Below are 25095 nucleotides of genomic sequence, written 5' to 3'. Positions count from 1 at the left end.
TTTTCTTCCGCCACTGACTGCTCTCCATTTTTCTCTTTTTTAATAAACTGGACCGACCAGAGCTCAAAAAACAACCTCTCATTTACATTTTGAAACACTTTGTTTCACATTTTTACCAAATTTTCTTTTTTATCGCATTTTGTGAGTGGATAAAAATAACAACCAATGAAACACTTGACAGTGAAACAGACGACACTAAACTCTCACAAATAGTTCCGTAAATTTTTAAAGAATTATTTTTGGCAGTGGCAGGTGTCCGAATAACACCAATGAGGGTAATAATAAATGATGAAACGCAATGTTCTTGCAGTAGTAATCCCAGCTCTGTTAGCTGCTGGCGCAGCAAATGCAGCTGAAATTTATAACAAAGACGGCAACAAACTGGATCTGTATGGTAAAGTTGAAGTCCAGCACAAATTCGCTAACAACAAAAGCGGCGAAGATGGCGATAACTCCTTTGCTCGTCTGGGTATCAAAGGCGAAACTCAAGTTAATGACCAACTGACCGGTTTTGGCCGTTGGGAATACAACATCAAAGGTAACCGTGCAGAAGGTACTGACGAAGAAACTAAAACTCGTCTGGCTTTCGCTGGTTTGAAACTGTCCGACTACGGTTCAATGAACTATGGCCGTAACTATGGTGTGGTTTATGAAGTCAACGCTTGGACCGACGTGTTGCCAGTATTCGGTGGCGACTCAATGGCGCAGACTGATAACTTCATGACTGGCCGTTCTACTGGTCTGTTGACTTACCGTAATACCGATTTCTTCGGTTTAGTTGATGGCCTGAACTTTGCTCTGCAATATCAGGGTGAAAATAGCGAAAACACTGCTAATGGCCGTGTCAACCGTAAAGACAACGGTGATGGTTACGGTTTCGCTGCAACCTATGACGTAGGTTACGGTATCAGCGTCGGTGGTGCATACTCTAACTCTGCCCGTACTTCTGCGCAAAAGACTACTTTTAACGTTATTGAAGAAGAAGGTAAAAAAGACAAACCTACTGGCTCTACTGCCTTAGGTGATCGCGCTGAAGCATGGAACATTGGTGTTAAATACGATGCCAACAACATCTACCTGGCTGCCATGTACGGTGAAACCCGTAACATGACTCGTTTCGGTGGAAAAGTTGATGGTGTAAACTGGGAAAGCGTCGCTAACAAAACCCAGAACATCGAATTGACCGCCCAATACCAGTTCGACTTCGGTTTACGTCCATCTCTGGCATACGTTCAATCCAGAGGTAAAAACCTGTTTGGTGACATTGATCACGATGGGAAAGAATCCGACAATCGCGATCTGGTAAAATATATCTCTGTTGGTAGTTACTACTACTTCAACAAAAACTTGACTACCTATGTTGATTACAAAATCAACCTGTTGGATAGCAATGAATTCACCAGAGACGTTGGTATCAGCACTGACAACGTTGTTGGCGTAGGTATGATTTACCAATTCTAATTACCGTTGGTAAATAGATTTAGCTGAACAAGTTAAACATCATTAAGAGAAAGCAGCGCTTATGTGCTGCTTTTTTAGTCTTATATTTTCCTTCTTTATTCTCACTCCGCAAACTGCCTCACAAGATTATCTTCTTTTTACGACAAATAGTTGGCAAACTGTTTTAGCGGCGTTAACCTGACTACCCTTTTGAGCTTAACTCTGAGCTTTGGAATTACAAACATGTTTGAGAAAATCACAGCAGCGCCTGCTGACCCTATTCTTGGCTTAGCCGATAGTTTCCGTTCTGATCCTCGTACAAATAAAATCAACCTTGGTATCGGTGTCTATAAAGATGAAACAGGAAAAACCCCTGTTCTGAGTAGTGTTAAACAAGCTGAACAATATTTACTGGAAAACGAAACAACAAAGAATTATCTGCCGATTAGCGGCTTAACCGAATTTGGCTGTGTAACTCAAGAATTACTGTTTGGCAAAGATCACCCAGTCGTCACAGATAAGCGCGCCCGCACAGCACAAAGCCCTGGCGGTACAGGTGCTTTACGTATTGCTGCGGATTTCATTGCCAAACAGACTAATGCTAAACGGGTTTGGATCAGCAACCCAACCTGGCCAAACCATAAAAACGTTTTTTCCGCCGCAGGCCTGGAAGTCCGTGAATATAAATACTATGACGCTGAAAAACATGCGCTGAATTTCGAAGGCATGCTAACAAGCCTATCTGAAGTTCAGGCAGGTGATGTTGTTTTGTTCCACGGTTGCTGCCACAATCCGACGGGCATCGATCCCAGCCCGGCACAATGGGCTAAGCTGGCAGAAATGTCTGCGGAGAAAGGCTGGTTGCCTCTTTTTGATTTCGCTTATCAAGGATTTGCCAAGGGCCTGAATGAAGATGCAGAGGGCCTACGCATTTTTGCGAAAAATCACAATGAACTGATTGTTGCCAGCTCTTACTCTAAAAACTTTGGCCTGTACAATGAACGTGTCGGCGCCTGTACCATTGTTGCTAGTAACAGCGATACAGCCGAAAGAGCGTTCAGTCAGGCTAAAGCGATCATCCGAGCGAACTATTCCAACCCACCTGCTCATGGTGCATCTGTTGTCACTACCATTTTGTCAAATGAAGATCTGAAAGCAGCTTGGGAACAGGAACTGACCACCATGCGCGAACGTATCCAGCGTATGCGTCAACTGTTTGTCAATACCTTGCAGGAAAAAGGGGCAAAACAGGATTTCAGCTTTATTAGTAGCCAAAATGGTATGTTCTCATTCAGTGGTCTGACAAAAGAACAAGTAGAACGTCTGCGTGAGGAATTTGGCATATACGCTGTCAGTTCCGGTCGTATTAACGTCGCTGGTTTGACGTTGGAAAACATGGTTCCACTATGTGAAGCCATTGTTGCAGTACTCTAAATTAACATTTGCCTTACTATATTTACCTTACTCTGAAAAGTCGCTGAATTTCAGCGGCTTTTATCATTCAGAAGATTCGACACTCGACACAATTGCGATATTAATCTCATTGAGTACATCAAAATGAAAATAGAACGGGTTGATCATCACCAACCTGGTACTTCATCCTGTAAAAATGGATTAGTCTGGCGCTCATAACCTAACGTCGACATTGGCCCGTGCCCTGGAATAAATTCATAATCATCACCAAGTGGCAGAAGTTTATCTTTAATTGAGTTAATTAACTGCTGGTGATTACCGCGTGGGAAGTCACTACGCCCAACTCCCCCTTTAAACAGAACATCTCCCATATAAATCAGTTTATCCGCATGATTTACAAACACAACATGCCCTGGCGTATGCCCTGGACAGTGCAACACAGATAAATCAACGCCCCCTACTCGTAGTTCATCACCTTCATTTAACCAGCGATCAGGTTCAAATGATGGGCATTCTTCAATGCCAAACATCCGACTCTGAGCTTGCAAGCCTTCAATCCAGAAAGCATCTTCCTGCTGCGGTCCGTAGACCGGCACATTAAAATGTTTAGCGACTGCCGCTGTTGCACCAACATGGTCAAAGTGACCATGAGTCAACAAAATCTGGGTCAATTTCAAACCACGGCGTTCTATCTCGGCGATCAGCTTCTCTGCTTCTCCCCCCGGATCAACAATTGCCGCCTCCTTACTCTCTTCATTCCAAATAAGGGTACAATTCTGCATAAAAGCAGTAACAGGAATAATTTGGTATTTCATTATTTCATTTACTCCATAGTCAAAACAAAATAGTTACTCACCAGATTACCATGTCCTGACGGGACCTGTATCAATATGAACGAAATTACTGTGTGGATAGTATCCTACTCCTCCCGCTTTCATTTTCAGAGCAGCCTTGCAAATACGACTAAGCTCAATACCTTCAATATGAAAATCCATCGCCCGCCCGCGAGTATGGTAACTCTGTCTAGCCACGCCTTTACTTTGCTTGCGCAACTGATTGTTGGTTATTAGTGAACGGTAACCAGAAATAAGTTGTACAGGTTTATTAATCCCCATCATCATTTGCAGCAAATAAATCTGATCAAATAATTTAGGATCGATAGTCTTAACTCTATTTTGACGATAATCTCGAAACAGATGATCCAAGCGGGCCAGCTCTTCTTTGTTGTAACGATAGCCGTCAAAAAATTCGGCTTTAATCGTTTCACCCGTATGTAAGTTGTCAAAACGTAAAATCCGTGGGCGTGGAGTTGCCAGAGTCGCAAAAACATGCCCCGGCAAAAAACTCAAACCTAAAGCAGCAGCCCCCACACAAAGCCACTTACGGCGATTATGATCAATTATATCCATGAAGAAACATCTACTCAGATTATGGAAAAAATAAACCACCAGGCAACTGGTCACTGGTCACTGGTCACTGGTCACTGGTCTATGAGACAACTAATAACAAAAATTAGTTGCATTTAGTTTTGTAAAGGTAACAACTTTGACAAAAACTGGGAACCTTGTCTCACACTATTATCGTAATCATAAATATCGGTACGGTACTGAGGAATCCCCTGTTCATCTACCCAAGCAGTTAAATAATACAAATAAACAGGAATACGCTGTGGAATGTTAACATAAACGGTATTGCCCTGTTTCACGGTATTAGCCACCTTGTTTTGAGTCCACCCCACATCTCCCAATAACATATTCGCTAATTCGGAAGCCTTGTTAATCCGTACACAACCAGAGCTGATCGCCCGAATGTCTTTGTTAAACAGGTTATGGTTCGGCGTATCATGCAAATAGATAGCCTCCGAGTTTGGCATATTAAATTTATAGCGGCCTAATGAGTTAGTCGGCCCCGGAGCTTGCCATATTCGATAAGGAAAGTTAGCAGGCGTAATCACACTCCAATCAATCGTGTAAGGGTCGATGACACTGGCATCAGCACGCCAATTTGAAAAGATAACGTATCCTCCCCGTTGAAAATATCCGGGATCATCAAGCCCTCGTGGCGCGATATCTTTTCTTGCCAGGCTAGTCGGCACACTCCAGGGAGGATTAATCACCACATTATTCAGCACACTACTCATAATGGGTGTTTTACGGCTTGGACGACCAACGATCACTTTCGAGTCCAACACTTCCTGATCATTAAGATAATAATGCAATGAATAATCTGGAATATTGACCATAATTCCTGTAGACACACGGCTTGGGATAATACGCAAACGCTGGATATTAAGCGCTATCAAACCCGCTCTAGTTTGAGGTGAAGTATTTAGCCAATCTCTTGTGCGTTTACCAATTACGCCATCCGGCGCCAACCCTTGCCAACGCTGGAAATTTTTTACCGCAGTCACCAATTCAGGATCGTAGATATGATCTGCTTGAGCTGTCAGTTCACTCAACATCCCAAGGCGAATAAGTATTTCTCTCAACACAGCGACATCAGAACTACTCTGTCCCGGTTTTAGCGCACTTTTATCAGAAAGCTGTGGCCACGGTTTACTATCAGCCAGTTGTTTCATCATCTCCTTGCGCATATTTTCATATTGAGGATGTTGTGGCGCCAATGCTGCAACATAAGCGGCCACATTGTGATCGATAATAGCTTGCTGCCACTGATCCACAACTTCTGATGAAGGTAATACAATTTTGTATGCTGTAATGCTTTTGTACGGTGTAGTGCTGTTATATAACATAGTGCGATAGAGCCAGCTTTGGCCCTGCTGACCGACATCTGAAACAAATTGTAAATAACCTAGCATAGCATCCGATAAGATGAGATCACGTCCCATCTGACTCAATTGAGCATCATTGAGTTCAGTCAGCCATTGACCAAATTGCGGCTGAAAGCCAGCCAATGCGAGTTCTGAAAGTTGTTGTTCAAAGCGTTGAACCGCGATTTTATCTTGCCACAAAGGTTGCATCTGATTGGAAGAGTACAAACTAACCAATTGGTCAAAGAAAACAGGCTTAACTTGCGCTGGTAACCAGCTTCGCACTATTTTACGACGCTCTGTTTCTGAAATTGCAGCAGTTTGAATTTGTACCTGTTCGGGTATGGTTGTCTCAGATATCTTTTCAACCTGCATTTTTGGCAGATTTTGCATATCACCTTCAATAATCCTACTCTGATGATTAGCTAAAGCATATCCAGCTACTATCGATGTGCTACAAATAACCGAAATACACAGTGGCTTTATCGCTCTTTTTACCATATCAACATACCCACCTTCAGAACATTCTCATGAGTTAATTTTAATTATGACAAATTCAGACTCTAATCAAAGAAAAACAACAAGTTATTTACATTGTAAACTATTTATCTGCAAAGGAAATATAATAAGCCATCGCCAGCCAACCCAGCATACAAGAGCAAAAAAGACGCCAAAGCGTCTCGTCTATAATTCAAGGTATGCAAATCGCTTTCTTAATTCAGCAGAGAGACCTACCTGATAACAGGCAGGCCCTCAATTCAACGCCATTCCTACAATAATTTCTGGTTTACTACATCTGATTTACTACATCTGTTTACTACAACAACGCGACTATCATGATGAAGAAGCGCTATCACATGAAGCTGTACCATATGCAGCGAGAAATGACTGAACAGCGATGGCAATTCGCTGAGATTTCTCCTCTGGAGTCGGTAAACCAATACCCAAAGTAGCCTTAAGCCTTGGCGTTCCAATGATGCCATCGATAAACACCTCTGCGGAGATTTTCGGGTCTACTATGTTCAATTTTCCCTCCTTCATCTTTCGTTCCAGATATTCGACAAGAAAATCTACGATCTTTTTGACTCCCTTTTCATAATAGATCTTACCTAACTGCGGAAAACGTTGAGACTCCAACGTTACCACCCGGTAGTTTGCGATCATTGTCTCAGAGAGAATTGCCGTGAGAACTTCCTCTGCAAAAATGGTTAACGCTTTCCCAATATCTGGTTCGCGGTTCATCGTCTTGTCCAGACCGACTTCAACTTCTTCTATTCTTTGCCTGACGACAGCGACTAACAGCTCTTCTTTAGAAGGGAATCGGCTATAATAGGTTCCCTTCGAAGCATTAGCACGTTTCGCCATCTCATTGATACTGGCACCATCAAAACCCCGTTCTGCAAATACTTGAGCAGCAATTTTTAACAGCTCGTTAACTCGTTCTCCTGAAATTCTAGAGTACGAACGGGTTCTTTTGTGATCTGTTTGGGCTTTAGGTGTACTTGTCATGTAAAAAAACCTAAATTTTTATTGGTACCGAACGGTACGGTATACTATTATTAAGACTATAGCAGTAACACGACTGATGGCTGTGATCCTAGCCAGCTATAGTCACCATGATTCTTTCAGAATCACATCGTACTACTTATGGAGAAAAAAGAAATGAACGTTGGAATAATCGGCTCAGGGATTGGTGGTGCATGCCTGGCACATGGCCTGCGTAAAAATGGAATAAAAGTGAAAGTTTATGAACGTGGCTCTGCTACGTCATCCATACTTCCCGGTTATGGCATTTACGTCGATACGTTCGGCCAGCAGGCTATGCAGGAATGCCTACCGGAAACTAACTGGTCAACCTTTAAAAAGATTTCAAAACCTGTCGGCGGACAGACAAGATTCTATGATGAACATCTACATCTTCTTCTCGAAGCACAGAGAAATATTCATAGGGAGGATGGACAAATTATTACCGAAGATCGGATGTCAATCAGCAGATCCGAACTTATAGAAGTATTAAATGAGGGGCTGTCAGATACCGTTCAATGGAACAAAACGTTCGAGCGTTATGAACACATGCAAAACGGTAAAGTCAGGCTTTTTTTCACAGATAAAAGTCACGAAGATGTTGATGTTCTTATCGGCGCAGATGGAAGCAATTCAAGAGTACGCAAGCAGTACCTCCCCGCGATAAAAAGGCTTGATATTGGCGTCACACTCACCGTTGGACGCGTGCGTCTTACCCAAGCTCTTGCTGCCTCATTGCCTCCATATTTGCTGGATGGGTCGCCCAACAATATCGTGCCTAAAAGCTCTGGTGGATTGTTTGTCTCTCTATGGCGTGCTCCGATCAATACCCAAGTAAAGGCCACATCGACAGAAATTGGTGATTTTGTCATGTGGGCCTACGCAGCAGCAACGAATAGCTACCCGAATACGATTACCGATTTTCCCGCGGAATCTCTGTGTGATCTGATCTGTACCCGTATTGCTGGATGGGACCCAAATCTGCATACCCTAATTAAGCAGAGTGATATGGAAAACATCTCTGTGATTCCGTTACGCAGTATGGATCACCTCTTACCCTGGCGTTCCAGCGCTGTCACACTCCTTGGCGACGCTATTCACAACATGACGCCAATGGTAGGAATGGGGGCAAACACAGCGCTTCGAGACGCACTTTTGCTCACACAGACGCTGACTCAGGTAGCATCCGGTCATGAAGATTTAATCAAAGCGATTTCAGATTATGAACAACAAATGCGAACATATGCTAATGAGGCCGTTGAAATTTCGTTACGTACCGCGTTAAATGCAGCCGATCGTTCGATGATCAAGCGAATACTGTTTCGAACTGTACTTCGGGTTGCACAAACTTTACCGCCAATAAAGCGAGTGCTATTCCCGATAACAAAATCTGCGCAACACCAGGGAAAAATAAAATTAGGTACTACACACTCTTTGAGTAGTACGCAATAAGAGGCTTTCACTTTACCTCCAGATAACTTGAATAAACGATTAGCAAAGAATTTGCGGTAATATTGCGTCGGCTCAAGAATAGAGTCTGGTTTTGGTAAACCAGTGATAACTTCTTTTTGAAAAATAAAGACTTGATAAGGTAGAATCGATTATTTACTATCGTATCGGCCAGAATATCTTTGTCTAAAAAATATAATAAAAATCCATGCCCGGATTATCTGGTAGGTTTTTGCCAAATTTACAATGGCTTAAATCTATATTGTCCGGGCTACAAAAAATTAAAGAAGCTATGTATTTTTAAATCTATTAATTTTTTCATTTATAATATCCAGATAATTCATTAGCAATTAATTAAAATAATAAAAAAAACAAACATAATCATATTAATCAACCATTTATACATGTAAAACAGAACAGAAAACCTTATTCTCTTCATATCATTACATTTAATTATCCGAGAGTCTGTACATAATTCACAGTATTTTTACATTTAAAATTCAATTACCATTCTTAACCACAAACATCAATATTCAGCAGCATTTAATTATTTAACCTGTAATATCATTATTTTAAAAACAACAAACATTTAATTAATAGAATAAAATAATAAATTATAGATAAATTTGTTATTATTATTTTTATATTCTCATCATCATTTTCAGAATTATTTGTAACATCGCACTTTAAATACGTGGTTTAAACTCACAATATCCATTACTTTGTAAGCACAAAACATTCATATTGTAACGATCATTCATAAACCCGGAAACTTCACAAATTTCTGACACCATTCTTCCCGGTTCCATTGCGATTTTTTCTATTACCACCACCAAATTCACACTTTTGGCAATCATCCAACCGATAGTATCAGGCGTAAAACCCTGCGCCGCTTCATTTTCATAAATGTAATGCGCCAGTTTTTGTAACCCCTCTTCAGATGAGTTAGCATGCATGGTTGCTACTCCTCCAGGATGGCCGGAATTCCAACTCTTGAGCAAAGTATAAGCTTCACCGCCGCGAATCTCCCCCACTACAATCCGGTCTGGACGCAAACGCATTGTCGTTCGCAGCAAGCGACGCATATCCACATCCTTACTAGTGCGTAACAGCGCCCGATTAGCATTATTAAGCTGTAATTCCATCGTATCCTCAATCGCCACAATACGGTCACTCGGGCATTGCAGGCTGATTTCGTACAAAATAGCATTAGCCAGCGTCGTTTTCCCACTGCCGGTACCCCCAACGATTAGAATATTCTTGCGCATCATCACAGCTTCACGAATTGCCTCAATTGGGTGTTCAAAACTGCGTTTATAACTCGCTATTCCAGATGCCAACCGCATGGCAGCAGCGCCTATCGGCTTAATAATGCCGCTTTTGCGGTAATCAGACAGCGATAATACCACCGGAGAGTGTTTACGAATGGCAATAGTCGGCGCATTTGCCAGCGGAGGCAAAACACCGGCAATCCGAGCGCTCCCCAATGGGAATTCACCTTCAATCAGACCTACATCAACGCCAACATCTGACTTTTGCAACGAAGCTGAAATCAGTAAAATCCGCTCTGCCGCATCCGCCGGAAAATGAGATTGCGCTTCATTCATGCCTTGGTTATGCAATTCAATCCACAGTTTTCCATCAGGATTAATGATGATTTCCACCACGTCTTTGTCATCAAGCGCTCGGAGGATAATCGGCCCGCAAGCTTCTCTCAGCTCATTCAACGCCTTCTCACGACATATGCCGCCTGTTCCTTGAATTTCACTGGTTCCAGCTTCAATATTCTGCCTGATTTTCATCGTTAATCTCGAATTAAACAGATGGCATAGATAACGACTGTTCAATGGCGTTTTCAATGCCCGATACCGCCGTCACCACCAGCATCAACATGCCGCCAATCATAAGAATTGAAGCCAACAGGAAGCCTCGCGTCACTATCTGAACCTTAACTATCGTTTCATCCAACCAGTGCCGTGCAAACTTCGCCATTGATTGATCAAAACCCTGCAATCGTGACAATAACCTCAGATAACTGATCGCCTCGTCATCCGGGAAACGGTAACCGGTATCGCGCAATGCCTCACCAAAACCAGCCCCCATTGAAATATGTTCGAGCGTAGCCGCGATACGCACATACAGCCAGCGGGAACCCGCCTGTTCCAGCAGCAATTCCAGCGCCGATTGCAACATCATCCCTGAACGGATCAACAACGACACATTCAGTATGAACATACTGCCATGAATAGTTCTGTACAGTGACCACGGCGGAAACCGGTCAAGCACTGTTCGCAGTCGCCCCCCCAGAAAAGATAGCGATAACAACAATAAAATGATCAATATCACCAGCAATATCAGCGAATAAAATCCATAATCGTTGACAAATGTTCCCATTAAATAAAGAGTATAAGCCGCACCATCCCAAGTTTCCGGCTTAGAAACAGCAGCCAGTTTGGGCACCAAACTCCCAGCCACAATATGCAGCAAGACACATATCATCCCGATGAGTATAAGTGGATAAATAGATGTGCCAATAACGGCACTGCGGATCTTGCTACCCGCTTCGATCATGGCGATCGCATCCATAAAAGCGCTACGTATGTCGCCGGAACGCTCACCCGCAGCAATCACCGCGACTTCATTGGGACCAATCCATCGCTGTAAACTCTCCGCCAAGGTACTGCCCTGACTGACAGATTCATAGCAACTACTTAACACCAACGCACAACCATTGTTGGGTTTATGGCCTTCGTTGCTGGCGATATTATACATTTCACGTAATGCATCAATCAGCATGATACGATTTTCCAACATCATGATCAGATGCCCGTAAAAACGAATCCGCGCTTTATTACCAAACTGGATCTTCGCAAATCGATAGTTCAGTCTTTCAACAAAATCGGTCATGGACATAGCGTTTCACTCTATTTGATGGATCGCGGGAATAATCGGCCCCATCACACGTTCTGCGGCACGGGGATCGATTATCCCGTCATTTATTTTGCGAATAAGCGCGTCGATCTTACTTAATCCCGCCATCTCCGAGATCCAATATCGAGTCGCTTCGTGATGATGACCCATTCGATAAGCTTGCATTAAGCCGGGGGAGGTGCGTATCACTTCAGCGACTACTGTTCGGCCCAAGGTGCCGCACTGTTTGCAATAGTCACAACCTTCCCCCTGTAGGCAAACCGATTCCGGCTGACAATAAATATTGAGTCGTTTCAACAGACGCTCGGAGACTTCTTGCTCATGCCCTTGCAGGGGAACTTTACAATGAGGACATAACACCTGAATCAGCGCTTGGCTGACTAAACCAATCACCAGACGCGAATCCATTAATAGCGACTCCATCACAGCCTCATCCTGCAAGCGGGGCAAGATCGCTAAAGCATCGTTTGCATGTATCGTGGTCCAAATAAGATGGCCGGTCATTGCGGCACGAAATGCCATCTTTGCCGTCACTGCGTCGCGTATCTCACCGACCATAATCACATCAGGATCGAGCCGCATTGCATCAGCAATTGCCATCGCCCATTCCTGTTCGACAATAATGCTATCACCTCGATCTCCGGTTATAGGAGATTGATTAGCGCCTTCAATTTCATATTCGGGTGGATCTTCAAGCGTAAGCAGATGGATGCCGGCTTGCTCGGTTATCATCTTCTGCATCACAACTTTCAAGGTGGTGCTCTTTCCACTACCGGTCGCACCAGACAAAAGAACCACGCCAGCCCGATGCTCCATAAGTTCTTCCAGTATCTGACACTGTTCGGGCAAATAGCCGAGATCGCTTAAGGTGCACACCGTACCGGGGCTGTCCGCATACAACAATCGCAGCACCATCAACATGCCGCGATCAAGCGGGCGGGTATTAATACGCGCCCCGGAAAGTCCGCACTCGGCCAGAAACTCATCTTTCATTCGCGCGCGCTGCGCCTGCATCGGTTTAAACGTCGGCTCTGCCACGTCACACATACTTTGATAGATAGTCGCGCATAATCGCAACCCTTCTTCCGGCCGCAGTTGGCCTATTGAGCGCAAATAACCATCGATACGGCAACGAATTTCACAATAATTACGGCGAGCAACGATATGCAAATCTGACGCCCGTTCCTCAGTCGCTTCACCGATTAAGCGAATGATATAACGCTGAACATCCGATTCACTCCCTCCTAGTCCATGACTCTCGCTCTTACTGAGACGGTACAATTCCAATATGCTCCCCATGCCACAAGTGACAGTCTGATAGATAAGGCCATGTCTTTTAACCGTCTCTTCATAGGCCAGCACATGGGGATCAAGCCGGTGGGAAGCAGATACGGCAAGTACGCATTGCCCCTTCTGCTGAGGTAACTCAACAAGACATATCAAACTGCGGTTAGCTAACTCTATTTCAAGTACGCCGCTCAAGGCAGATAAAACTTTTGCACCCTGCCTGACCATACACAACAGATCGGAGCATGTTATTTCCATAAATATCGCCACCCATCAGTAATTAACGGCTTAACGGCAGCGGCGGCGCAACCATCAGGTCAAGGCTATCCAGCAACGATGCATCATTGGTAGCCGTAAGACCTACCTCATAGAATCTCCCCTGTTTGGAGAAAGTCACTCCCCCGGTATCAATGCGGACCACTTTATAACCATTCGGCAACTGTTCACCTGCTTTCACATCCATGATGCCGCCTGAACGAAGCCGGAGCGTAGCGGTCAGAGCCCCATTGCGCCCGAAGATTGACTTAACCAGAGGCAGGCCATTATTAACGGCATCTCTTTTATTCACCATTCTGGAAATTTTATCGAATTCAGCCTGAGCATTTGCCCTTGCGGTTTCAGCTTTAAGTAACATCAAATCCGTCTGTAACTTTTCCAGTTGCGCAGCAACGCTGTCAGTGGTTATCGCTGGCAATGCAGGCTTCTGTGCAACATGGCGCTTCGTCTGAACTGCCGGTAACTCAGTAGATGATGTTTGCGCATATGTCAGGGAAAATACCGACACCACAAATAGACTGATTATAAGCTGGCTAATTTTTTGCATAGAAAACTCCACTCAGCTTCCACTCAGGAAAACCATCAGATAACACAATTCTGGCGCTGGTCACTCTCAATCCGGGGAGTGGCTTACCTGAAAACAGTGCATCTGGCGCTAATTGAGAAGTCAGTGTCCAGTTATAAGTCTGCCAATCAGGATTGGCCCACTCGCGTGTTTCGCCTTCTGGCAAAGGGGGCGGAGGCGGTGGTAAAACGGAAGCTCCCTCAGTCAACGTTGGCGGCGGCAAACCTAGCGCCTGAAAATAAGACATCAGCTCAACCAGCGCCTGATCTGACGACTGCAACACATCGTCGTTGTTTTCCTGATCATGACCCTGCGACTGCTCAAACGGTATCAATACCTGTGCCTGCTCCCCACCATTGGAAATCACCGGGCCAGCCCGGAAAATATTGATAGCAGCAACCTGGAAAACATTGATCGGCATCCCATCATGGCGCTGATAACTCACAGAAATCGCATTAGCATCCAACATAATGATTTCAATCTGCCAACCCGCGAGTGATAAGGGAACCTTGGCTAAAGCTTTATTCCATGCAGAAAACTGAGACGCCATTGTCGGTTGCGCAAGCCACGGATGCGGCGGTGGAACTTCCACCACTTCATTGGATAAATCCGGTACCCTTATTTCTGTATTCTGCTTATAGATGTGCCACATCCACCAACCGCCAACTAACAAGAACGCAGTACCTGCGGTCATGGCAAAGACCTTAATTTGGCGCTTCGACATTTCGCCGGTTAAACTCTCAAGCTGACCAACAGACTTTCTCAACGCGGACTGCGGCAACAGTTGCGCCAATGGCACCTCCAACCACGGCGATTCAAACTCCTTCGGCGCATAAATCGCATTCCACACCCCATTGGCGCCCTCTACCAACTGCACCGTATCACGCAATTTCGCTTCGATCTCTTCACGAGTGCCGATCAAATCACGTCCAGCCATTATCGCGCCCTGATGTACCGCTACCAATGCATAATGTCCATCAGGCAAATGAAACGCACCTATCCAGTTAGGTTTATCCACCGCTTTAGCAAGAACGGCCGCCAATGAATAACAACCCGGCACTCCTGACTCCTTTGGTACATACCCGACCTGTATACTTCGTCCAACACGATGCCGGACAGCCAAGGTAAACCCTGCGGCAATCCCATTTCTGCGTATGTGAGAACGTGTTAACACAGTGACAGGCGGTCGCCAGATAATGCCTGCGACCAACGTCTTACCATATAGTTTGATTTGCATAGCGCGCTCCGCGCCCGTTTCAGTCTGGGTCATTTTTCAATCTACCACCATTCAATCTACCACTATAGGAGTAATCATGACTACGATCACATTATGGTTTCTTTTGCCCTGACGGCTCCCACCCAAGAATTGATTATCCGGGCTGCCCAAACCACTACGATCACTGGTATCTGACTGCTGTTCAAATCCTGATAGCACCAGTGTTTCACCTGAATGTAGTCTCACCTTCTGACTGAATGCGCGTAAATCTATTGTCGGCAACTGCACCTGACCGGTCGCTTTCTCGCCAAACTTCTCCAGCCTCTTTAAATCGCTCAAACTAATGTTGTACTGCAACAATATTTGCTTGTCGGCCATTGCATAAGGCAGCATCAACATATTAAAACCCGTCGTCACTGTCGCTGGTTCGATCCCTACTGAAATGCCAACTTGTGGCGTTGAAGTACTAGAAGTTGATGAAACATAACCGGTCTGGGTTGCAACCTGCATCGGTACCGCTTGCAAATTCAGTGTAGTCACCGAAGGTTGAGTCACTATAGAGACTTTACCTTGGGTCGATAATGCCTTGATCAGTAAATTACTGTCACTAAATGGCCCCTTAAGAATATGAATATTGGTACTGATATCCCCCCCCTCGGTAACACCGCTGCCCGCGCCACCCACTCCGATATGAGCGTCTTTATAGGCCAGTGACCAATCAACGCCATACTGATCAGCCCGATCGAACGTCAGGTTAAGGATCTTGACATTAAGCACCACCTGCGTTGTCAATAATTTGTTCTGCTGATCAATATAATCCTTAATTCTATCAAGTACTTCGGGTGAATCAGTTACCACCAATGATGCCGTCGCCATCGACAAAGTTAACTTACCTTCGCCAGGCGTTAGCATATTTGCCACTGCTTTTTGGATCTCATCCATAACCGAACGGGTCAAAGAAGTCGCGAGAGTTTGGGAACTACCGCTGTTGCCGTTACCGCTATCACTTCCATTTAAGCCCCCGCCGAACGTGGCATTGGTCGTCGCTGTCACGCTGGAAGATAATGCATCCGTACCGGGCAATGCATATATTTGAAACACTCGCGTCTCTGTTTTGAAAATATGCACTGCTCCATTGTGTACTTTCCAATGCAATCCTGATGACAAAATGACCGAATCAAGCAAACCTGCCAAGGAGCCATGCCAATGCACGTTTATTTTCATCTCTTCTGGTTGACCGCCCTCAGATATTGACTGCGCGTTCGAATTGACAACAACCTCCTCCTGACCACTCTCTTTCACCTCCGATGCCGAACTGGGAGGAGACACTGTAAACCGTGCATCAGCACTGATCAGCACCGGCACGCCACAGATACGCTTGATCTTTTCCGCAAACTGACTCAACGTCATCGGCTCCGCTTCCTCCAGCGTCAACGTGCAAGAAACAGTTTCACCCTCCTTCTTTGATGGAATCTCCTTAGTTGATACCCAATAACCATGCTCGTGAACATGCACAGCCGTCATGGCGGCAGTATTGCGTAACTCCTTAATAATACTGTTAGCATTTGCCATCTCAGCATCTGCCTGCCGATCAACATTAGAGATTGCTGCACAACTTGCCAGACCAGTCGCTATACAGGGCAACAATATCAATCTGGAAAACGTCAAAAACTGGATATGCATGTTATTACCCCTGAGCCTGTACATGAACAAGCCGCTGTTCCTGATAAATATCGACAACAAAAGGACGATTCGCCATCGTATAGGCTTCGAACAGCTCGCTTACCGCATGGATAAACGTGCCATTAAAACGCAGACCTGCTCGGATAGGGAAATCATAGGAAGCATCCCATACCACTTGGTAGCCAGACCTACTCGCCCATTCTTGTGTAACATCGCGCAAAGTTTGCCCCGGAGTTGCTGTCCACACCGTCGCCACAGGAACGGGTGTACGCATCGGTGCTGCATAAACGGCGACACTTGACATACAGACAAGTACCGTAAAAACATATGTGATTATTTTGTTCATCGATCTTTCCAAAAGAAAAAAAGTAATCCAAACAACCTGTTAACCAAGACTAGCGACCCAAAGAAAGCCCGCTTGCGAAACAACAACGAGTATTTCCAACAACTACAGTATTTCCACCAGCGCACCGTCAGATACAAACTTCCGAACATCATCCGGTAATCGTCTGGCAAGCAGACTCTCTACCCGTTTTCCTCTACCGTCGATGAGTCTGGAACCCTGCTTAAAACCAATCTGATCGGGTTCAGCGCTCCATTTAAGTAATTCTCCGAAAGCGCCATGCAACAACCCATTGTCCCCGGAGAGGATATTTTTGCGGAAAATATAGACATGAGTCCCTGAAATAAATCCCCCCCAGAGACACTGGCTGGCAACGTTGTCACACCAGGCATCGGTATTCACCCACGTCATATGTAGAGTGGTCAATGCCTGTTGCATCTTGCGACTCTTGATCACGCCGACGGAATGATGATTAAGCAATTGCACACCGGCTGAAGCATAGCTACGAAACAGCGCGGCTACATCAGTCTTGGCACGCACTGACTGCACACGCACTTCATACAACAACTCACCAAAAATCAGTTGCATGATAAATACAACGGCAATCCCAACAATCGCTAATGGCCACATTTATGTTCTCCTATTACTCTAGATTGGTTAACGCCAAATCATCAGATGCACAAGATGCTGCTACTCATCAGTTATGACTTCTCAAAATATGGGAACTGTTTTTGGAAGAATGGAACACGCTGGCAATGTTATATTTGCGATGTGGTCCAGCAATGAATGACACTATGCAAATTCTTGTATTCTTTAGATTTACCTTGGAATTCTCTTCGGGATAATCCCCCAGTCCAGATCGTTGAAAAACAAGCGGTAAATCAGATTTTTGGCTGTTGCCATTTTTATCCGCTTCATACACAGCCAACACGCAACGCATACGATGGTTATTAGCAATCGGAGGTGTAGAGACGGTGACTAACACAGGGGCATTTGAATTGTTAAAAAAAGGCTGACGCCGACTGTTTACTTTGCCGTCACCGCTAACATAATAGGCATCTCTCTTACTTGTTATTCCTGACGACATTCCCGATGCAAGCCAATAACCACTGCTGATTACCGCTTGATTTGCCAATAACCGCCTGCCTCCACTAGCATCTCTCCATTCCAAATCTGACTTATCAACATTAATCCCCTGACACACCAACAGTTCTCCCTGTTTACTCATGGAGAGGTTACCTAACGCAGGACACTTGCCACCGACAAGATTTCCAGTTTGAGTGTTGATCACTAAATTATTGCCAACAACGACGTTATTATCTGCATGAATATCACCGGCAGCCAAAGTCCCTTTATTACCGGGATTAGCATTACCATCAAGGATAAACAACGTGCCATGTTCTGGATTGACAACCACTTCACCGTCGCTATTTTGTTCAATATAGGAGGGGTTTCCCTGAGAGCGGGCAGAAAAGGCGATCTTATTCACACCATTAACCATACCGGGGCCTTGCATCGACAGAGTATTCACCTGCTCAAGACTATGACCGCCCATGTTGATGCTGGTTTCCATCCTATTCCACTCTGGATGCCCGCCTATTTTTTGTCGATGAAGCAAGTCGCCCGCCAATGTTCCCGGGCCATAGATTGACGCATCCCGCATGAACGGAGCATAAAAAATACGGCCAATCTCCTTGGGTTGATCATTGAAAAAACCAGAAAAAGATCCAGGCGCATTGACTTGACCATAACTATTCCAATAAGTGGCCGGATTACGATGATCCCGATTTTTATAATCCAAATACAGGCCGCCAACCCCAATCAATTGCGCAATCTTCATCGAATGTTTAGCAACATCGGGCTGTTTTCCATTAGCCATTGCTGGAACGGTATAAATCAACGGATCAATGCGTTTTTTGCCATTAGGCAACATGACAACGCGTAATACGCCATCATATTTCTGACCAAGCGGATTGACCGTATTCTGATCAAGCCCCGGAGGTAAATAGGAGGGCAGCTCTGCCCAATTAATTGGTGCTGGAGTGGGTCCACGACTTAGAGCGACGTAATTATCATTAACATAATCCACCACCGCATCACCAAGATGTTGGATCTGCCCGGCGACAACCTGATTCACCAGCATGTCACTCTGTCTGTTGAGATAAACCACACCAACCACCATCATTGATGCCAGTACTATCAGTGCAACAGTCACTTCCAGCAAAGTGAAACCTGCATCATGGCGGCTTATCATCAATATAGATACAGACTCATCATCATGCATAAATAGTCCTTCTTAATAGTAAGTAAGAAAATCTACTCCATCCGATAAACTATTTACCCCAAAAGCGATCCCGCCAAGGGAACGACACTGCGGCCCACTTATGCCTGGCTACCTATTGAAAAGCGCCATAATCAATCCCGCGACTGCCAGACCCGGGCCGAAAGGTATCTGTGGCGCCGTTTTCATGCTGCATAGTCGCCAAATCGCCAGATAACTTATTAATGTGAAACTTGCTGCCAGCAAAATCATAAATGGAAGCGCTTCCACCCCCAACCAGGCGCCAAGCGCCGCCAGAAATTTAGCATCTCCCATTCCCAACGCATCACGCTGGACCCATTGCCGGGCAATCCACGCCACCAGCCTGAAAAACAGATATCCACAAACCGCGCCACTGACGGCCAAAGGTAATGCCACAAATCCGGCAGAATGCAGATTGAACAACAACCCTAGCCACAGCAAAGAAAGCGTCAGTTGATCGGGCAGCAGCATATGTTCGAAATCAATGATCGCCAGTGCGATCAACATCGAACTCAACACCAACAACCCCAACAACCCGTAACTCCACCCCAGATCCAAAGCCAGTAAAGAAAAAAGTAACGCTACCGCGCCTTCAACCAGTGGATAGCGTATAGAAATCGTACCGTTACAGTATCGACAAAGCCCTTTCTGGTACAAATAGCTCAACAGGGGAATATTATCGCGGGCCGCTAACACGTGGCTGCAACGTGGACAATGGGAACGGGGAAAACAGAGATTAAAGTCGGCAGCCTCGCTATTGATTTCGGAGAAAATCATCATCGGCAAGCGACAAATCACCACATTAAGAAAACTTCCGACACACAACCCTAACAACCCGGATGCCAGAACCAAACACCCGGTAGAAGATTGCAACCACCCTATCATCATGATGATCTCCCGGCAGATTCAGCACACAACGAACCGCATTGGATAAGAGAACAACAACAAAACCAGCGAAACCGGCTTGTTTCCATCACTAAGAAAATGCAGCTTGAAAAGCCTTCACCAAGCCTGCCAAGCCACATATCACATCAAAACAATCCATGTCTTAAAATCAATGTCCTAACTGGCAGAAACAAGCGTCACGGTATTTGCATCATTGGCATTACATGCCGATTCAATTTGCGCCAAAGTCGAATCTGGTTTAATTTCTATGCCAGATTGTTGTCCTTTCCCACTCCCAACGGTCATTTTCGACCAACCTGCAACCCGCAATTTCAGCGAAAGTTGCTGGCAAGCCTCATCAGGCACATTTTGATACTCAATCTTAAAGGTTTGAGCGGTGGCATCGCCCGGAGAAATGATTACCTTGCCATTCCAACTATTAAAAATAATCCCGGTCTTACCATCCTGAGTCATATTGGCGGGAACGACTTTGTAATTAATGGCGATCTTATTATCCAAACTGTCATAGCCTTTGGCGCCATTTTTAATTGACTTCAAATTTGCGGCCATCTGAGTAATATTCGACGATTCGGTTGAGATTTCCGAAGCCCGAAACAACTTACCAATCCCGGCTGCGGCTGCGGCCAATATCACAATGCCGACAATCATCACAACCAATGCTTCAATCAGCGTAAAACCCGATTGACGCCTGGCGCCACGCAGTACATTGACTTTCTTATTCATGCTAATCACTCCAAAATCAAAATAAGAGACGCATTACCACTCACATACTCACCAAATGAAACAAAATATTAACTCAATAATAACACACATAAAAACATTTAAAACACTTTAGTGTTTCATATTGAAATTAATCCTATAGATTACAATTTGAAAAATAAAATTGTTTAAAACGTTCAAAAATCACACAAACGATCGTCAAAAACTATCAAATATTTTAATTTCAATCGTGAATATCGATTAAAATTGATGATATAGCCTATTAAAAAATCAATGAATTTTATTCAGTCAATTAGCTGCAAACAATAAAATATAAGTATTTTTCATATATAAAATTAATTTGTTGTTAAGACTTGCTGTTGTACCGGGCCTGTCACAGATCACATTTTTGTAAAAATGGGACATACAACAGTGTTCAACACTAAGTGCTCTTTGTTAAAGAAAAAAGCCTTTAATTAACCAAGGTTTTTTAAATGCAGATAGCGAATTTTTGCTCGCTATTTATTGAGAAAGGAATAGAGAATTTAAGCTTAAATGAAACGAAATCAACACTAAGCCGATATCTTAAATCGGAGAGTGTGGTTCTTTGACTTGACAAAACTATAATAAGTAAAAGACCACCTCCATTAGGAGGTGGTGCAGTTTAATACTGACAATTAAAATTCAGTCTCTTAAAAAGATCAATTTGCTATCGATACCTTTCTTTGCAGGTTATTATCACCGACTAAAATGCCGCCAGCAAAAAGCAAAGCATCTTCAGGTAACAATTCACTTTTATCATCTGTTTTTTCTAACACGAAATTATATACGTTTAATGGATCAGTGTTTCTCAATTTAACTGAGCTAAGGGTAGTTTGACCATCACGTGTATATATTGTATCACCAGCCTTAAGTTCATCGGCTTTGACTATTCCTCGTAATGTTGCAACAGGATGCGTTGGAGTCAGTGAAACTTTTTCACCATTATTATAAATTAAATCAACAAATTCAGTATCGTGACCTACAATACGGCTTTTCACTTGTAATACACCACCTTGCTTTGTTAGAACTTTATCGCCTGAACGTATATCTTCAACCTTCTTCTTAGAACCATCGGCCATATCTATTAATGTACCTTCAGCAATACAACCATATTGGATGTTAATCGGTGGGTAAATGAATTGTGAATCAGACGGAGTACTTCCGGAATTATCAGTATAAGAGAATGAAACAGGATATGCTGAATCTGCTGTACCATCAGGAGTTGTCAAAATAGTAGCTTGCAAGTCCAGTACATATCTTGCATTATTTTTCCAGCATATTGCCCCGAAATCAGCATATCCGTTCGATTCAGAAAAATTCCATAATAATTTTTCCTTATCATCTATAGTAATCGGTTGTACATGTTCCCAAAATGTCTGTTGGTTAATTTCCCTAAGTTTACATGCACCACCAGTATCAGTGCCGATCAACGACAAATCCACATATAGTGGTAAAAACTCGGTTCCTATAGGGTTCCCACTACCATCAACCAAGATAGGATCATGAAATTCAACATGACCAACTATTTCCATATTAATATGTGTCCTCTCATTTGGGAGACCTGGCGTCATTGGGCCATAATCGCAAGCATCCGGAGCGCCTTTTTCAGGGTTTTTTCTATTTAAACAAACGATTATGGGGCGCATATGCTGCAAATACTCATTATAACCAGGGTCCGTGTTACATATCTCCTTTTTTACATAATCAGGTGCATTAGGTGACGTGTTACACATCTTTTTTGGCACAGTAGAGGAATCAAATATATTTGATTTCATTATAACAGGCCCGTTACTTATGCTTATTCCATTTACTTTTCCCTGATATGTTGAAATAGCGATAACAGGAGATTGATTAGGATTATTGATACCATCAAATACACCATCCACAGGAATAGCTTTTGTTGTATGGCTCCGTACTTGCTTGTTCTCTATACTGCTTGAACCTGATGCGATTGCCCGTAGAGTAGGTCTATCTTTACTCAGTTCATAAATTACCAGTGTATCCTGGAACGATGAAGGGACGGAGGAATCAGGATAATAAAGAGAATTAAAAACTGAAGCTGAAATTGATTTATAATCTTTAGAAGGTATTATTACAGGCTTACCAAAATAGTTTTCTGGTTCTCCTGCCGGCCCTGTATTCGATATGGGTATTTCATGTAATTCCTTATTCTTAATCAGTGCTTCTTGCTTTGCTTTCATAGCATCAATATGTTCAAAAACATCAGGATTTTTCTGTTTTGTAATACCATTGTACTGTAATAATGCTTTATATCCTCTCTCATAAACGGGAATAGTTAAATTGATCAATTGAGGTTCATTAGGTTTCCGAATACTCTCTAGTAGTTGAGATATAGCCTTATTATCTTCGTCAGATAATTTATCTATTATTTTAGTATCCGCAAAGCATGACATTATAGGAGTAAATAACATCATGAAAAGCAACAATATTCTTTTGTATAGAGTCATAATTTCATCCTATAAAAATAAAGTTTTTGCAAACAACGAATTACCCAGGCTTTATTTACGAAAAACCATACATCAATATAATATTATAACAGTTACTACTCACTGTAGCCTTGAAGGGATAGTAAGTAGTATATTAATATCATAATTTCACCTTTACAATTAACTAGTAAATATTCATAATAACTCCTAGTTGTCTATCCTATCAAGCTTATTCTATGTTTTTTATAATAAAGAACGAACTTAAGTATTACTCCAAAAAAAGAGCTTTTAAATAAACTTCAGTACAACCTGAAAACAAATCACTCCTCATATATTACGTGTACTCTATTGCCTCTACCGAGATAAACCCTTAACTATAGAAGAAATAGATGTTAAAGATATATCATACTTACTTATATAATTAATAGTCATTTTTAACAAACCGTCAAGCCTATAGTATTTTCTTGTCATATAAAAAATTTTTACAAAACTATTTATGTATTATTCATTTAAAATGCTGAGTCATTGCCCTAAAATCTACCCTAATAGAAGTTTATTCCAAATAATTAATCCACATTACAAGTACCACATCACTGCATAATGATTTCACAACCTTTTCCTCAACGAATTAGTATCCAACCAAAACGATCTATCCAGTTATACAATCTTTCTATCACCTAACCAAAGCAGGATCTAACTTATTTATATGGTTAATTTGATGATAAACAAGCTAAATCAAGTTTTTCCCTCTATTCGATTCTATTGGTCACGAAGTATTGATAGAGTGAAATTATCAAGAAACAGCATTTGATTTTTTTGTATGAAACGGAATCCTACTCTGGCCATCCAATAATGCGCTTTAAATTCGTTGTCCTTCATTGAGATACTATTCTCTTCCTTGCACAATTGAATATTGCAGAAATTCTGAGATCAATCAGTAATCATTTCTTGATTATAATATGACTACAGAAAATTTATTTTAGCATAAACTATTACCCGAATGTAATATTATATGTCATTGAAAATGATGACATCCGATTTATTTCAAATAAGAATTACAACATTTTTCTTATAAAGAAAAACATTAACATATCCATGAATAACACTATTAATAAATTCATATTGCAAACCCTATCAATTAATGATAAGTATAAAATCACCTACATACTTTCATTATTTATGATTTTTTCTTTAATGAAAAAATTGTTTTTATGAATCATTAAATATTTATAATGAATTTTAGCCTTTGAGTGTCAGGTTATTGCGGTAGCTATACCCATCACCCAACATTAGTAAAAAACCGATAAATATCTTAAATACAAATAATAAAGGAAAAAATCATGGCCATAACTCCAGAACAAATCGCGGTTGAATATCCCATCCCTACTTATCGATTTGTTGTCTCAATTGGTGACGAACAAATTCCTTTTAACAGCGTTTCCGGACTCGATATTTCTCATGATGTCATCGAGTATAAAGATGGCACCGGTAATTATTATCAAATGCCGGGACAATACCAGCCGATTAATATTACTTTGCGTAAGGGAGTATTCTCCGGTGATACCAAACTTTTTGACTGGATTAACTCTATTCAGCTTAATCAGGTAGAAAAAAAAGATATTTCAATCAGCCTGACTAACGAAACAGGCACCGAAATTTTAATGACCTGGAACGTAGCAAATGCATTCCCCACTAAACTAACTTCCCCTTCTTTTGATGCCACAAGCAATGAAGTTGCTGTTCAGGAAATAATACTGACAGCCGCTCGGGTCACAATTCAGGCTCCTTAATATTGAGGATAA

At 42.9% G+C, this 25095-nt stretch carries 20 protein-coding genes; 4 read left to right on the top strand and 16 right to left on the bottom strand.

Features of this window, described 5'->3' with window-relative positions:
* Positions 1 to 285 precede the first annotated feature (285 nt).
* On the top strand, positions 286 to 1461 hold the full coding sequence (gene ompC / locus B0X70_RS08870) for a porin OmpC (protein WP_269468760.1): 1176 nt from the start codon (positions 286 to 288) through the stop codon (positions 1459 to 1461).
* 222 nt (positions 1462 to 1683) lie between these two features.
* Positions 1684 to 2874, top strand: coding sequence for an amino acid aminotransferase (locus B0X70_RS08865; RefSeq protein WP_217471333.1), 1191 nt, complete (start codon positions 1684 to 1686; stop codon positions 2872 to 2874).
* A 146-nt stretch (positions 2875 to 3020) separates the two neighbouring features.
* Here B0X70_RS08865 and B0X70_RS08860 read toward each other — a convergent pair whose 3' ends face one another.
* The 4 genes from B0X70_RS08860 to B0X70_RS08845 all read right to left on the bottom strand — a co-directional run bounded on the left by B0X70_RS08860 (position 3021) and on the right by B0X70_RS08845 (position 7132).
* Positions 3021 to 3668: an MBL fold metallo-hydrolase gene (locus B0X70_RS08860; RefSeq protein WP_036807099.1), complete on the bottom strand. Its 648-nt coding sequence runs from the start codon at positions 3666 to 3668 to the stop codon at positions 3021 to 3023.
* Between the two features lie 45 nt (positions 3669 to 3713).
* Complete coding sequence (mepK, locus tag B0X70_RS08855) at positions 3714 to 4262, bottom strand: peptidoglycan L,D-endopeptidase MepK (RefSeq protein WP_217471332.1); 549 nt, start codon at positions 4260 to 4262, stop codon at positions 3714 to 3716.
* 113 nt (positions 4263 to 4375) lie between these two features.
* Positions 4376 to 6124 (bottom strand): L,D-transpeptidase LdtD, encoded by a 1749-nt coding sequence (gene ldtD, locus B0X70_RS08850; protein WP_217471331.1) that lies wholly within the window; start codon positions 6122 to 6124, stop codon positions 4376 to 4378.
* Positions 6125 to 6457: 333 nt separating this feature from the next.
* Entirely contained in the window at positions 6458 to 7132 is a 675-nt protein-coding gene (locus B0X70_RS08845) for a TetR/AcrR family transcriptional regulator (RefSeq protein WP_110086808.1), read from the bottom strand.
* Between the two features lie 153 nt (positions 7133 to 7285).
* Here B0X70_RS08845 and B0X70_RS08840 point away from each other — a divergent pair, with 153 nt between their 5' ends.
* A complete protein-coding gene (locus B0X70_RS08840; protein WP_036778908.1) occupies positions 7286 to 8599 on the top strand; it encodes an FAD-dependent oxidoreductase in 1314 nt (437 codons plus the stop codon).
* Positions 8600 to 9282: 683 nt separating this feature from the next.
* On the opposite strand, the gene B0X70_RS08835 is transcribed toward B0X70_RS08840, so the two are convergent.
* From B0X70_RS08835 to B0X70_RS08780, 12 genes are all read right to left on the bottom strand, one after another.
* Entirely contained in the window at positions 9283 to 10398 is a 1116-nt protein-coding gene (locus tag B0X70_RS08835; protein WP_217471330.1) for an ATPase, T2SS/T4P/T4SS family, read from the bottom strand.
* A gap of 13 nt (positions 10399 to 10411) precedes the next feature.
* Entirely contained in the window at positions 10412 to 11509 is a 1098-nt protein-coding gene (locus tag B0X70_RS08830) for a type II secretion system F family protein (protein ID WP_036778911.1), read from the bottom strand.
* Positions 11510 to 11515: 6 nt separating this feature from the next.
* Positions 11516 to 13072, bottom strand: a complete 1557-nt coding sequence (locus B0X70_RS08825; protein WP_217471329.1) for a GspE/PulE family protein — start codon at positions 13070 to 13072, stop codon at positions 11516 to 11518.
* A gap of 22 nt (positions 13073 to 13094) precedes the next feature.
* Positions 13095 to 13637, bottom strand: coding sequence for a type IV pilus biogenesis protein PilP (gene pilP / locus B0X70_RS08820; protein ID WP_044467156.1), 543 nt, complete (start codon positions 13635 to 13637; stop codon positions 13095 to 13097).
* Positions 13624 to 14892: a type 4b pilus protein PilO2 gene (pilO2, locus tag B0X70_RS08815; protein ID WP_246593475.1), complete on the bottom strand. Its 1269-nt coding sequence runs from the start codon at positions 14890 to 14892 to the stop codon at positions 13624 to 13626. The genes pilP and pilO2 overlap by 14 nt, the downstream gene beginning before the upstream one ends.
* A 51-nt stretch (positions 14893 to 14943) precedes the next feature.
* Positions 14944 to 16554 carry a PilN family type IVB pilus formation outer membrane protein gene (pilN, locus tag B0X70_RS08810; RefSeq protein WP_040152836.1) on the bottom strand — a complete coding sequence of 537 codons (1611 nt, stop codon included), beginning with the start codon at positions 16552 to 16554 and terminating at the stop codon, positions 14944 to 14946.
* 4 nt (positions 16555 to 16558) lie between these two features.
* Positions 16559 to 16900: a toxin co-regulated pilus biosynthesis Q family protein gene (locus B0X70_RS08805; RefSeq protein ID WP_036778921.1), complete on the bottom strand. Its 342-nt coding sequence runs from the start codon at positions 16898 to 16900 to the stop codon at positions 16559 to 16561.
* 102 nt (positions 16901 to 17002) lie between these two features.
* Positions 17003 to 17527: a hypothetical protein gene (locus B0X70_RS08800; RefSeq protein ID WP_105395977.1), complete on the bottom strand. Its 525-nt coding sequence runs from the start codon at positions 17525 to 17527 to the stop codon at positions 17003 to 17005.
* Between the two features lie 67 nt (positions 17528 to 17594).
* Positions 17595 to 19181 carry a prepilin-type N-terminal cleavage/methylation domain-containing protein gene (locus B0X70_RS08795; protein WP_040152834.1) on the bottom strand — a complete coding sequence of 529 codons (1587 nt, stop codon included), beginning with the start codon at positions 19179 to 19181 and terminating at the stop codon, positions 17595 to 17597.
* 108 nt (positions 19182 to 19289) lie between these two features.
* Positions 19290 to 20087 carry a prepilin peptidase gene (locus tag B0X70_RS08790; protein WP_217471327.1) on the bottom strand — a complete coding sequence of 266 codons (798 nt, stop codon included), beginning with the start codon at positions 20085 to 20087 and terminating at the stop codon, positions 19290 to 19292.
* 174 nt (positions 20088 to 20261) lie between these two features.
* Positions 20262 to 20828 (bottom strand): type 4 pilus major pilin, encoded by a 567-nt coding sequence (locus tag B0X70_RS08785; protein ID WP_217471326.1) that lies wholly within the window; start codon positions 20826 to 20828, stop codon positions 20262 to 20264.
* 677 nt (positions 20829 to 21505) lie between these two features.
* Complete coding sequence (locus B0X70_RS08780; RefSeq protein ID WP_217471325.1) at positions 21506 to 23314, bottom strand: Hint domain-containing protein; 1809 nt, start codon at positions 23312 to 23314, stop codon at positions 21506 to 21508.
* A 1319-nt stretch (positions 23315 to 24633) separates the two neighbouring features.
* On the opposite strand from B0X70_RS08780, the gene B0X70_RS08775 reads away from it, so the two are divergent.
* On the top strand, positions 24634 to 25083 hold the full coding sequence (locus B0X70_RS08775; RefSeq protein ID WP_036807066.1) for a contractile injection system inner tube protein: 450 nt from the start codon (positions 24634 to 24636) through the stop codon (positions 25081 to 25083).
* Positions 25084 to 25095 lie beyond the last annotated feature (12 nt).

Source organism: Photorhabdus akhurstii (assembly GCF_019090985.1).
GTDB classification, from domain to species: Bacteria; Pseudomonadota; Gammaproteobacteria; order Enterobacterales; family Enterobacteriaceae; genus Photorhabdus; species Photorhabdus akhurstii.
This window is presented reverse-complemented; position numbering and strand designations above follow the sequence as displayed.